At 44.2% G+C, this 12897-nt stretch carries 8 protein-coding genes; 6 read left to right on the top strand and 2 right to left on the bottom strand.

Features of this window, described 5'->3' with window-relative positions; genetic code table 11:
* Nucleotides 1–51: 51 nt before the first annotated feature.
* From ACM5QX_RS26635 to ACM5QX_RS26645, 3 genes are all read left to right on the top strand, one after another.
* Nucleotides 52–1497 (top strand): NHLP bacteriocin system secretion protein, encoded by a 1446-nt coding sequence (locus ACM5QX_RS26635; RefSeq protein ID WP_414756262.1) that lies wholly within the window; start codon nt 52–54, stop codon nt 1495–1497.
* Complete coding sequence (locus ACM5QX_RS26640; RefSeq protein ID WP_414756263.1) at nt 1484–3730, top strand: NHLP family bacteriocin export ABC transporter peptidase/permease/ATPase subunit; 2247 nt, start codon at nt 1484–1486, stop codon at nt 3728–3730. The genes ACM5QX_RS26635 and ACM5QX_RS26640 overlap by 14 nt, the downstream gene beginning before the upstream one ends.
* Before the next feature lie 69 nt (nt 3731–3799).
* Nucleotides 3800–6661 (top strand): NHLP bacteriocin export ABC transporter permease/ATPase subunit, encoded by a 2862-nt coding sequence (locus ACM5QX_RS26645; protein WP_414756264.1) that lies wholly within the window; start codon nt 3800–3802, stop codon nt 6659–6661.
* Nucleotides 6662–6759: 98 nt separating this feature from the next.
* Here ACM5QX_RS26645 and ACM5QX_RS26650 read toward each other — a convergent pair whose 3' ends face one another.
* Nucleotides 6760–7143 (bottom strand): hypothetical protein, encoded by a 384-nt coding sequence (locus tag ACM5QX_RS26650; RefSeq protein ID WP_414756265.1) that lies wholly within the window; start codon nt 7141–7143, stop codon nt 6760–6762.
* 247 nt (nt 7144–7390) lie between these two features.
* Nucleotides 7391–7786, bottom strand: coding sequence for an ArsR/SmtB family transcription factor (locus ACM5QX_RS26655; RefSeq protein WP_011317973.1), 396 nt, complete (start codon nt 7784–7786; stop codon nt 7391–7393).
* A 107-nt stretch (nt 7787–7893) separates the two neighbouring features.
* On the opposite strand from ACM5QX_RS26655, the gene ACM5QX_RS26660 reads away from it, so the two are divergent.
* From ACM5QX_RS26660 to ACM5QX_RS26670, 3 genes are all read left to right on the top strand, one after another.
* A complete protein-coding gene (locus ACM5QX_RS26660) occupies nt 7894–10173 on the top strand; it encodes a heavy metal translocating P-type ATPase (protein WP_414756266.1) in 2280 nt (759 codons plus the stop codon).
* Nucleotides 10174–10431: 258 nt separating this feature from the next.
* Complete coding sequence (locus ACM5QX_RS26665; RefSeq protein WP_414756267.1) at nt 10432–10821, top strand: hypothetical protein; 390 nt, start codon at nt 10432–10434, stop codon at nt 10819–10821.
* A 13-nt stretch (nt 10822–10834) separates the two neighbouring features.
* The coding region (locus ACM5QX_RS26670; protein ID WP_414756268.1) for a WD40 repeat domain-containing protein at nt 10835–12897 on the top strand (2063 nt) is incomplete at its 3' end.

A 12897-nucleotide genomic window follows, 5' to 3' on the forward strand; every position in this document is an offset into this window, starting at 1 on the left:
CATGGAATATATAAAAATTTATGAGTGCAAACAATTTTTAAGGCATTCTAAATGTTAGATCAAAAGCGCATTATATTCCGTAAAGAATCCCTAGAGCGTCTATCTTCTCCTGAAAGATTAGACCAACTGATGCAGGTAGTCAGCCCCAAAAGCTGGCTACCTCTTGTGGCGTTGGGTTCTATTGTGGGAGTTGCTTTTATTTGGGGTATTTATGGTAGGATTCCCATCACCGTTGAGGGTCGGGGTGTATTGATTTACCCTAGCAATGTTGTACCGCTACAATCCAAAAGTGCTGGGCAAATCATGGCGCTGAATGTGAAAGTGGGGGATGTGATTAAAAAAGGGCAGGTGTTGGCGACAATTGACCAAGCTGAACTGCGTAAGCGACTGCAACAACAGCGAGGGAAACTAACACAACTGGAGTCGCAAGATAAAGCTGTGGGTTCGCTGCAAGGCCGGAGGTTGGAACAAGAGGAGCGATCGCAGCAACAACAGCGTCAGTACCTCCGGCAGCGTATACTAGAATTACAAGCAATCACGCCTTTACTCAAAACTAAAGGTAACACCTCTGTTGGTCAGCAGCGTCAAGGCTTACAGCAACGTCTCCAGCAAGCTCAAGCTCTGACTTCTGTGTTTTTACGGAGGATGAAAATTCGCCAGGAATTATTTCAAAAAGAAGGGGCAATTTCCGGTGATGAAGCCCTCAAAGCAGAGCAGGAATATCTGCAAAACTTAGAAAAAATCGCTGATATTCAAGCGCAATTAAAAGAACTGGATGTCAAAGAAACTCAACAAGAAAAAGATTATCGGGAAAATCTGACCCTTGTGGCTGACTTGCAATCACAGTTGAAACAATTAGATACTCAACAAGCTTCCGTGGCTCAACAAGATTTAGAAAATGTCACGGCGAGAAATAAAGAAATTCAAGAAGTCAAGCGAGAAATTGGCTCTCTGGAACTACAACTGAGTGATAATAGCCAGATTATCAGTCAACATAGCGGACGCATTCTAGAAATTACCTTGACACCAGGGCAATTTGTTAACGCAGGTACACGGTTAGCCACCATAGAGGCGGAAAATCCCCAGAGTAAGTTGGTTGGTGTCACCTATTTTCCTGTGGCGGAGGGTAAGAAAATTCAGCCAGGGATGTCTATCCAAATTACGCCTCAAACGGTGAAGCGGGAACGCTTTGGGGGGATTGTGGGTAATGTCACCAGTATTTCTCGCTTCCCGATTACCAAAGAAGCTGCTGCTAATGAAGTAGGTAATTCTGAGGTGCTGGAAGGTTTAGTATCTCAACAGCAAGGATTAATACAAGTATTCTCTCACTTAGAACTAGATGCCAATACACCAAGCGGCTATAAGTGGTCTTCTTCCACAGGGCCGCACCTAAATATTTCTTCTGGAACTACTACCGTCGTGCGTGTCAAGGTAGAAGAACGCGCTCCCATCACCTTTGTTTTACCAATCTTGAGGTCTACCAGTGGTATCTACTAAATCTACCGTAGTAACACTGTTTAATCCTTGGCAGTATGTCAAAAAAATACTACTATCTAGAAGGCTGCGAGTAAAAACGCCTACGCTTCTACAAATGGAAGCGGTAGAATGTGGTGCGGCTGCCTTGGGAATTATTCTTGGTTACTACGGTCGAATTGTACCATTGCCACAACTGCGGCGAGACTGCGGAGTTTCCCGTGATGGTAGCAAGGCATCTAATATGGTGAAAGCTGCCAGAACTTATGGTCTAGAGGCTAAAGGTTTTAAAAAAGAACTGAAGCAAGTAGAACAATTGCGCCCTCCTTATATTGTCTTTTGGAACTTTAACCATTTTGTTGTAGTAGAGGGATTTGGTAAACATCAGGTTTATCTCAATGACCCCGCTACGGGGCCGCGTCATGTATCGTTACAGGAATTTGACGAGGGGTATACCGGAATAGTACTGGTGATGGAACCAGGCGCAGAGTTCCAAAAAGGTGGTCGCAAACCCAGCATGATTGCATCTTTGTGGTCACGGCTACAGGGGGCTGAGGGTGCTTTAGTTTACTGCATCGTAGCGGGATTTTTCTTAACAATTATTGGGTTGGTAATCCCCGTATTTAGTCAAATATTTGTCGATGATATTTTGGTGCAGGGGCGGCAGTTATGGCTACGTCCTCTGCTTGTGGCGATGGCGATCGCTGCTATACTGCAAGGATCACTCACATTACTACGACTACACTACCTACGCCGACTCAAAATTAGATTGGCTGTGGGTATGTCCAGCCGTTTCCTCTGGCATATTCTCCGCTTACCTGTGAGCTTTTATGCCCAAAGATTCGCTGGGGAAATCAGTAACCGCACTAACCTAAATGACCAAGTAGCCGATGTTCTGGCGGGACAATTAGCAACAACCATCATTGATACATTGATGGTGCTTTTTTATGCCTTGGTAATGGTGCAGTATGACTGGGTACTGACCTTACTGGTAGTTAGCTTTGCCGCCATAAATGTCTTAACCTTACGATGGATTTCTCGGCAACGGGTAGACGCTAATCAACGATTAATCCAAGAGTATGGGAAGGCGGCGGGAGTTTCGATTGCTGCGTTGCAAAGTATAGAAACACTGAAAGCCTCAGGGTTAGAGTCTGATTTCTTTTCTCGATGGTCTGGCTACTACACCAAAGCCCTCAATTCCCAACAGGAACTAGGAATTACTAACCAGACATTCTCTGTCTTACCCACAGTTCTCTCGGCTCTCTCTGCTATGTTGCTCTTGGTAGTCGGCGGTTTCCGAGTGATGGATGGACATCTGAGTATCGGTATGCTCATCGCCTTTCAAGGTTTAATGTCTGGTTTTCAGCAACCCGTCAACAATCTTGTCAACTTTGGTACGACTCTCCAGGAATTAGAGGGGAATTTGATTCGTCTTGATGATGTGTTAGATAACTCGGTGGGGGAGGAGGGTATAGGGGTGCAGGGGTGTGTAGGGGGGGAAATATCATCTCCATTAATATATGCGCTTCCTAAGTTACAGGGGTACGTGGAGTTAAAAAATATCAGTTTTGGCTATAGCCGCTTGGAAGCACCTTTAATAGAAAACTTTAATCTGTCAATTAAGCCAGGACAGCGTGTGGCGTTGGTGGGGGGTAGTGGTTCTGGTAAGTCTACCATTGCCAAACTGGTAAGTGGTCTGTATCAACCTTGGACTGGGGAAATCTGCTTTGATAGTCAACCGAGAGAGGAAATTTCTTCACAACTGCTGACTAACTCTGTGGCGATGGTGGAGCAGGAAATTTTACTGTTTGGTGGAACGGTGAGAGACAATTTAACCCTGTGGGATACTACTGTACCAGATAAAAACCTGATGCGGGCTTGCCAAGATGCAGCGATCGCTGATGTAATTTTCTCAATGTCTGGAGGTTATGATGCCGAACTCATCGAAGGTGCTGCTAATCTCAGTGGTGGTCAACGACAACGCCTAGAAATTGCCCGTGCTTTGGTAAATAACCCGTCTATTCTGGTCATGGATGAAGCCACCAGCGCCTTAGATGCAGAAACAGAAAAAATCATTGACCAAAATCTCCGCCGTCGGGGATGTACCTGTATTATCGTGGCGCATCGATTAAGCACTATCCGCGACTGCGACCAAATCATTGTTCTGGAACGGGGGAAAGTTGTACAGCAAGGTACACACCAAGAACTTTGGCAAGTTGAGGGTGCATATTCGCGTTTGATTCGGACGGAGGGATAAGAGGCAGGGGGCAGGGAGCAGGGGGAGCAGGGGGAGGAGAAAACTAATGACTATTGACTATTAACGAAAATGGAACTACAGGGGCAAATTTACATAATTAATGGCAATGAACCAATTGTACTCAATGACTCATCGCGGGTTTGGGTGGTTCAGTCTGGTTCTGTGGCGTTATTTGCAGTCACAGTGAAAGATGGTGTGATTGATGGAACTCGTCGTTATTTATGTAGTATTAGCCAAGGGGAGGCACTTTTTGGCACGGTTCATCAGCAACACCAAATTCTCGCGGTTCCTATTGGAGAAGTTGAGTTACTGCTGTTACATCCAGAATGTTTTCGGGAGTTAGGCGCGACAGCTAACGCTTGGATAGAAAATTGGTTACTGCAACTTGGTGGTGTCTTATCTCAGATTCCCACTCCCAAAATTCAGGTAAAAGCTGCGGGACAAGGGCGATTTTCCCTAAATAATGGTCAGACTTTCCAACCAGCAACAGGTGTCAGCTGTTGGGTGGAACTTCAGGAAGGGAATGTGTGTTTTCTGGGGTGTGAGGAATTGAGGTTAACTACGGCTACAACCTTCCCCCTGAATGACAAAATTTGGTTAACAGCAGTCGGGGGAGTGCAACTGACAACTCATAGCTCTAGCGAATACGAAAATCCCGATACGCTGCTGGCTGGTTTATCACAATTACATACTCAAATTTTGTCTTGTGTCGCTTTATTGGATGAGCAAGAAGCACAAGCAGAACTGACAAGGTTACAAGAACGCCAACGCCTGAATCGTCGAGTCACAGCAGAGGCTTTAGGGGAACTATCATCAACTCTCAATTCTCAAGACGGGAACTTTTTCCTAGAAGGTACTCCTTTATTGATGGCTGCTGGTGCAGTCGGTAGGGCTATGGGTATCAAGATTAGCCCCCCATTGCGTTCGGAAAATCTCCAGCGAGTGAAGGAGCCGTTGGAAGCCATAGTTCGGGCTTCACGTATCCGTATGCGGCGGGTGTTGTTGCGGGATAATTGGTGGCTTCAAGATGCTGGTGCTTTAGTAGCCTACACCAAAGAAAACCAACCAGTGGCGCTATTACCTGTTGCTGGAAATCGTTATGAAATTTTCGACCCAGTTAACTATAGCCGTGTGGTAGTAAACGAGGGTGTAGCTGCAACATTAGCTCCTATGGCTTATATGCTTTATCGCTCTTTACCGGATAAAGCACTCAGGGCTATTGATATAGTCAAGTTTACACTCCGGGGACACGGGTGGGATTTACTACAAATTTTATTTACTGGTATTTTCATTACCCTTTTGGGGATGATTACACCCTATGCCACTTCAATAATTATAGATAATGCCATCCCTGATAGCGATCGCTCTTTATTATTACAAATTGGTTTAGGTTTACTAGTTGCAGCTTTAGGTACGGGTATATTTCAACTGGCTCAAGGTTTTGCCTTGCTGCGAATGGAAACCTCTGGCGATGCTTCTACTCAGGCTGGTGTCTGGGACAGGTTACTAAATTTACCAGTTTCTTTCTTTCGCCAATACACCACAGGGGACTTACTCTCACGCATTTCCTCAGTCAGTGCTATCCGTCGTCAACTTAGTGGTAAAACTTTAGTTGATTTTATTACCAGTATATTTGCGTTATTTTACTTAGGACAATTATTTTATTACAACTATAGATTAGCCCTGATTGCCGTTGCTAGTGCCGTAGTAGCGATCGCCTTCACAACCATTTCTGGTATGCTCCTATTATCAAAAGTGCGCCCCTTGTTGGAAGTGCGGGGCAGTATTTTCGGGCAAACAGTACAGCTAATCAACGGTATTTCTAAACTGCGTATTGCTGGGGCTGAAGAACGCGCTTTTGCCGCTTGGAGTAAAAACTACGCTCGGCAGATTAAGCTGGAATTAAGCACCCAACTAGTAGAAGATTTTGTTGTGCTTTTCAATACAGTCATCCCCATAATTACCTCTGGAGTCCTCTTCTGGTTCACCATCCAGCTATTAGAAGAAGATCAGACTTCCGGTGGTGTCGTTTTTTCTCTGGGGACTTTTCTCGCTTTCAACACAGCCTTTAGCAACTTTACCAGAGGAACCACAAACCTCAGCAATACTGTTACACAAATTTTACAGATTATTCCCCAGTGGCAACGCACACAGCCAATTTTGGCAACCGTACCAGAAGTGAACATCACTAAAGCCGACCCAGGTAAATTGACTGGTAAAATTACTGTAGACCATATGACATTTCGGTATCGTCATGATGGACTGCTCACCCTAGATGATATATCTATCTCTGCGGAACCGGGAGAATATATTGCTTTAGTAGGCAGTTCTGGAAGCGGTAAGTCAACCATATTGCGATTACTGCTGGGGTTTGAAACGCCCCAAGCCGGCAGTATCTACTACGATGGTCAAGACCTCTCTGGCTTAGATGTGGATGCAGTCAGACGGCAATTAGGTGTTGTATTACAAAATGGTCAACTAAGTTCAGCCTCTATTTTCGAGAATATCGCTGGTGGCGCTCAAATTACCCTAGATGAAGCTTGGGAAGCAGCGCGGATGTCTGGTTTTGCTGATGATATTAAAGCCATGCCTATGCAAATGCACACCGTAGTCAGCGAAGGTGGTGGTAATATTTCTGGAGGACAAAGACAGCGATTACTAATTGCTCGCGCCTTAGCATTAAAACCCCGGATTTTGTTATTTGATGAAGCTACCAGCGCCCTCGACAACAAAACCCAAGCAATAGTTAGCGAAAGTCTAGATAAATTACAAGTTACCAGAATTGCGATCGCTCACCGACTAAGTACAATTCGCAATGCTCACCGCATCTATGTATTACAAGCAGGTCGGGTGGTACAACACGGCACTTTTTCAGAGTTAGCAAACGCTGAGGGAATTTTTGCTCAATTGATGGCTCGACAAATGGCCTAATTCTTTCCTGTGAAGCGAAGATAGGAAAACTTGAGTGTATTTGGTTACAAGAATGGGGTTTTGACTATGACAAAAATAACAACTAGTACTTTTAAAACTTAGTACACTAAGTTGCCAGTACCACGTAACTGCCGCAATGAATTAATACAAAATGGACAGTCACAGGTAAAGATCCTAATTGCAGCTTCGCTTTCTTCATCGGTAAAATCAAGTTCTGCAACTGTTTCATCAGATGGCCTTGATGAAACTACCATCGATTTAGGTGCAGGAGCAGCCTTGGGATCTCTTTCTGAATCTCGAATACACACAAAATCCTTCATACCGTGAGGATTAGTAATACAAGTGCGACCATCATCAGTGTGTATTAATTTCTGGGTCAGCGTAACACCAGCATGGGCTGGGTTGATTATCCCTAGTGTAGATACCAACGACGTAAAAATTGAGGAAGTGGCAAGCAAACCAAGTATGAGTTTTCTGTTCATAAACTCCCGAAAATAATATAACTAAACGTTTAGGTTATGCGATTCACTATCAAATATCAAGTGAACTTTTACAACCCTTAGTTTTGATAATGCCCTTTACAATGAGGTTATTCTACATTTAGATTAAATTTCCGGATAAACTTAGCTTTCTCGCCTGGGGAGTAAAATTATTCACAAGTATTTCGCCCTAAAAATAGCTTATGGCTGAATTTGATAGATATAGCCGTAGGTAGATAGACTAGGACAATTATTCATCTAAATGTTGTGATAAAGAGCAATATAAATTAACAATGTGATTGTCAGCCAAGCTGTAATAAACATTTTTGCCTTCTCGACGATAACTAACTAAACGCATGGCTTTTAATAATCGCAGTTGATGAGAAACTGCTGATTCTGTCATTTTTGTCAATGCTGCTAAATCGCAAACACACAACTCTTGAGCGAATAAGGCTGATATTAACCGCAGACGGTTGGGATCTGCCAGTACTCCAAAGACTTCTGCCATTTGTTGCGCTTTGTCTGGAGCCAAAATTTGAGCTTGAATTGACCGCACATTATCTAAATGTACTAAATGAGTTTCACACTTTGGTGGGTGAGTATTTTCTAGCAGTGCCAAATCTTTTTTATCTTGTGCCTTGTTCATAAAGTTGTTTTTAAATAATGGTTATCACTTTCAATCTTAACTAAAAATAAAGTATTGCACAATTGAATAACTATTCAGATGTTGTATTAAGATAGTAATCATCAACCATGCAAACTTTGCCTCAAACGGCTATGACTCAAACTCCTGAATTGAAAACCGAGATTCTGCAAGTGAGTGGTATGGACTGTGGTAGTTGTGCCAAAACCATTGAAGTTGGTTTACAACAATTAAGCGGTGTCACGGAAGCATCAGTGAGTTTTGCTACTGGTAAAGTCAGGGTATCTTACAACCAAGAGCATTTGAGTCAGAAGACGATTTGCGATCGCATTCAAGCTTTAGGTTATACAGTAGAACAGAGTTCTCAGGTAGAGTCAGAGCAGAAAACCCATACCTGTAACCACGACCATGATCATCACAATCATCATTCCCTAGACCATGACCATCAGCTTGTGCCGGTAGCTGAGGCTAAAATCGCTGCTATGGATTCTGGTACTAACTCCACAAACTGGAAATTCTGGCTGACTAACCGCCGGGGACAGAGTGTGATTTTGACAGGTATAGGGTTAGGGTTGGGCTTACTGGCACAATATTTAGGATTACCCATTTGGATAGCACGGGCTTTTTATAGTATTGGCATAGTCATTGCCGGTTATCCCATCGCCAAGGCTGGTTTATTTGAATTGCGCTTGCGTCGCGCCGATATGAATCTGCTGATGACGATTTCTGTCATTGGAGCAGTAATTTTGGGAGACTGGTTGGAAGCCGCCTTAGTCTTGTTTCTGTTCTCCTTTGGGACAACACTGCAAATATTTACCTTTGGTCGCACCCGCCACGCCATCAGCGCTTTGATGGATTTGACACCACCGACAGCTACCATTAGGCGGGGGAATCAGGAAGTTACCGTTCCCGTGGAAAGTGTGCAAGTCGGGGAAATTTTGACAATTCGCCCCGGAGGGCGTGTGGCGTTGGATGGCGTAGTTGTTTCTGGTGCAAGTACCATTGACCAATCAGCAATTACAGGCGAGTCAATCCCCGAATATAAACAAAAAGGTGATACCGTTTTTGCGGGAACGGTGAATCAGTCGGGCTTTTTGGAAATCAAAGTTACCCACAGGGCTAATGATACCACTGTGGCTAAAATTATCCATTTAGTAGAACAAGCCCAAGGAAGCCGCGCGCCTTCCCAGCAGTGGGTAGATCGGTTTGCAGAAAGATACACCCCCATTGTGATTTTAATAGCGATCGCCATTGCGGTAATTCCCCCCTTAGCCTTTGCTCAACCTGGGGACGTTTGGTTTTATCGAGCGCTGGTCATGTTAGTAATTGCTTGTCCCTGTGCCTTAGTGATTTCTACCCCAGTTTCCATTGTCAGCGCCATTGGTGCAGCCACTCGTCAAGGTGTTTTATTTAAAGGCGGTAATGCACTGGAGACAGCCGGACGTTTGACTACCCTGGCTTTTGATAAAACAGGTACGATTACCCAAGGGCTACCCGTTGTGCAACAGATTTATAACTTGGGGGCAGCGAATGCAGACATGGTGTTACAAATTGCCGCTTCCTTAGAACAACAATCAGAACATCCACTAGCCAAGGCAATTGTCACCAAAGCTGATGAATTGGGTATGGAATTGGCAATACCGATTAAATTCACCGCCTTACCAGGGAAAGGGATTCAAGCAAACTTAGGTAAAATATTATACTTAGTTGGTAATCGTCGGCTATTTTCCGAGCAAGATATTCCCTTATCTGGTGAAGCCGAGTCTCTGCTGACAAAAATCGAACAACAGGGGCAAATTCCCGTACTAGTAGGGACGAGACAAGAATTATTAGGAGCGATCGCCCTCTCCGATGGTATCCGCTTAGAAGCCACAGAAGCCTTGCGACAGTTGAAGCGCATGGGATTAAACAGGCTAGTAATGTTAAGTGGCGATCGTACTCCCGTTGCCCAGCAAATTGCCCAACAAGTAGGTATTACAGAATACCGAGCAGAACTACTACCACAAGATAAACTCCAAGAAATTCAACAGTTGCGTCAAACAGGGGTGGTAGGTATGGTTGGGGATGGGATTAACGACGCTCCGGCGCTGGCGGCGGCGGATATCAGTTTTGCCGTTGGGGGAATAGATATTGCCCTAGAGACAGCCGATGTAGTCATAGTAGGAAGCGACCTCAGACGACTTGCCTATGCAGTAGACTTAAGCCGTCGTACTGTATCGGTGATTCAGCAGAATGTCATATTTTCCTTAGTTACAAAAGCTTTGTTTCTACTATTAGGAACCTTTGGATTTGTGGGGTTAGCTGTAGCCGTTTTAGCAGATACAGGAACTTCCTTATTAGTGACTGCAAATGGAATGCGGTTATTCACAACGAAAACAGTGAAGGATTAGCGCTCTTCTATTACTCTCGTTAAATAAATATCGGAACTTTTTTATTTGTATAGGCTTTGAGCCTGTGTATACACAATGACAGATTGGAACTGTCATTAGTAAAGATATGTGTACAAACCATATTTCTTTGTGAATTGATGATATGTGGTTTCATCAAATTTATCATGCAGCTAATACGCATAATAACTTATAGAATCGCTGATAATATAACCGTAAAAGATAAGTATTTTCCCTGTTATCAATAATTAAGGATTAATTATGGAACCTATCTCTCTGGTTATTGCTGCTTTAAGTGCTGGTGCGATCGCTGCTGCTAAGGATACCGCAGGAGTAGCTGTTAAAGATGCCTATCAGGGGTTGAAAACCTTGATTAAGAAGAAGTTTGAAGGCGATGTTCTGGGACAAGCGATGGTAGATGCCAAACCAGAAGAAATCAAGCAAGCGGAAGGTTTGTTAAAAGATAAAATTACCAAAGCTGGTGCTGATCAAGACCAGGAAATTATTAAAGTGGCTCAGGATTTACTCGAAAAAGTGAAAGAGCAACCAGGGGGACAGGAAATAATCAATCAAACTCAAACCAACACCATGAGTGGAAATATCGTTGGTGGAAATGTGAACTTTGCTCCGACTGTGCAAAATCAAGGTTAAGGATACCAAGATCATGAGCGAGTCAGTCCCAAATCACTCATCTCAAGAACAAAAAAATCTCTTAAACGATAATAGTGTTGGGCGTGATTTGACTTTCGCTCCTGTACAGATAATCAACTACTACTATCGAGAAGAAGCAAGATTAGTCCCGTCTGATCCTACAGACGCTGCTGACGAATCTCTCCCTTGTCCCTATCGTGGGTTGTTTCATTTTGGCCCCAATGATGCGGATGTGTTCTTTGGGCGGGAAATATTTATCAAAGAACTTGAGGGGGCGACTAAAACCCGTAATTTTATCCCCGTGCTTGGTGCATCAGGAAGCGGTAAATCTTCGGTGGTGTTAGCGGGGTTAGTTCCGAAGTTGCAAACAATCGGACATTGGCAGTTTACTCACTTTCGTCCTGGTGCTGATCCTTTCCATGCGCTGGCTGTAGCTTTAGTTCCGCTTTATACGACTAATTTAGATGCAACTGACCAAATTGCCCAAGCCCGAAAGTTGGCTGGTTACTTGCAAGATGGCTCTATGCTGATATCGGACGTTTTTGCAAAAATTCGGCAGAATCACCCTAATGAACGAGTGTTATTAATTGCTGACCAATTTGAAGAAATTTATACTCTCTGTCATAATCAGGAAAATCGCCATAAATTTCTTGACTGCTTATTAGCTAGTTTAGAAACTCCCACGTCTCTATCTGCATCCGCTACGGTGTGGGTAACGACAATGCGGGCAGATTTTTTGGGAAATGCTCTCTCCTATCGCCCTTTTGCGGATGTTTTGCAAAATGCTGATGTGAAACTGGGGCCGATGAATCGGGAGGAACTAACACAAGTCATTGCCAAACCTGCCCAAAAATTAGGGGTGACATTTGCAGATGGACTGGTAGAACGCATTTTAGATGATGTAGAAAACCAACCGGGAAATTTACCTTTGCTAGAGTTTGCTTTGACACAGTTGTGGAACAAGCGCACAGGTAAAGAATTAACTCACAAAATCTATGAAGAAATTGGGCAAGTGGAAGGTGCGTTAGCTCGCCATGCAGATGAGAAATATGGCAACTTGACGGATGAGGAGAAAGAAAAAGTCCGGCGGATTTTTATTCAATTGGTGCGTCCGGGTGAGGGAGCAGAAGATACCCGACGGGTGGCGATGAAAGCGGAATTGGGTGAGCAAAGCTGGGATTTGGTTAAACAATTAGCTGATGCTCGGTTGGTGGTGACAAGTCGCAATGCTACCAGTCAAGAAACGGTGGAGGTAGTCCATGAAGCTTTGATTCGCAATTGGGGAGAACTGCGGGAATGGATGAATAAAGACCGAGTTTTTAGAGCTTGGCAAGAGCGATTGCGGTCAGCAAAGGGACAATGGGAAGCAACGCAGCGAGATTCTGGTTCATTGTTGCGGGGTGCAGCTTTGGCGGAAGCAGAGGAAAAACTCAAGGAACGCCCAGAAGACTTAATTGATGAGACAGAATTTATTAAGGATAGTATTCAAGACAGTAATCGCCTCAAACAAGTTGAAGCAGCTCGCAGGAAGAGCGAAATTAGAACCGCCTGGAGAATTGCGGCGGGTTCGTTGGTGGCGGTGGTGATTAGCAGTAGTTTGGGTTTGATAGCTTGGAGTCAAAAAAACCAATCGGAACTCAATCAAGCTGAATCTCTTGGTCGATATTCCTTGTCTCTATTCAATGAAAGTAAAGAATTGGAGGCTTTTATCCAAGCAATCAAGGCGGGAAAAATCCTGCAAAGCCAACACAAAACTAACCCAGAGGTATTGAATGCCTTACAGACAGTTCGTTTTCAAGGAAGAGGGCGCAACCGCTTGGAAGGGCATAGAGAAGGTGTCTGGAGCGTGAGTTTTAGCCCCGACGGCAAGACATTAGCTTCTGGTAGTGAAGACAACACAATCAAACTCTGGAATCTAGAGACAGGCAACCAAATCCGCACCCTCAAAGGGCATAGTAACTTTGTCTATAGTGTAAGTTTTAGCCCCGACGGCAAGACTCTGGCTTCTGGCAGTAAAGACAACACAATCAAACTCTGGCATCTAGAGACAGGCAACCAAATCCGCACCCTTAACGG

Origin of the sequence: Anabaena sp. CCY 9910 (assembly GCF_963920875.1) — a bacterium.
In the GTDB taxonomy this organism is placed as follows: Bacteria; Cyanobacteriota; Cyanobacteriia; order Cyanobacteriales; family Nostocaceae; genus Trichormus; species Trichormus variabilis.

Coding starts and splice junctions, on each gene's coding strand:
- ACM5QX_RS26660 (WP_414756266.1), top strand. CDS start 7,894: ATGCAAACTTTGCCTCAAACGGCTATGACTCAAACTCCTGAATTGAAA.
- ACM5QX_RS26645 (WP_414756264.1), top strand. CDS start 3,800: ATGGAACTACAGGGGCAAATTTACATAATTAATGGCAATGAACCAATT.
- ACM5QX_RS26655 (WP_011317973.1), bottom strand. CDS start 7,786: ATGAACAAGGCACAAGATAAAAAAGATTTGGCACTGCTAGAAAATACT.
- ACM5QX_RS26635 (WP_414756262.1), top strand. CDS start 52: ATGTTAGATCAAAAGCGCATTATATTCCGTAAAGAATCCCTAGAGCGT.
- ACM5QX_RS26665 (WP_414756267.1), top strand. CDS start 10,432: ATGGAACCTATCTCTCTGGTTATTGCTGCTTTAAGTGCTGGTGCGATC.
- ACM5QX_RS26650 (WP_414756265.1), bottom strand. CDS start 7,143: ATGAACAGAAAACTCATACTTGGTTTGCTTGCCACTTCCTCAATTTTT.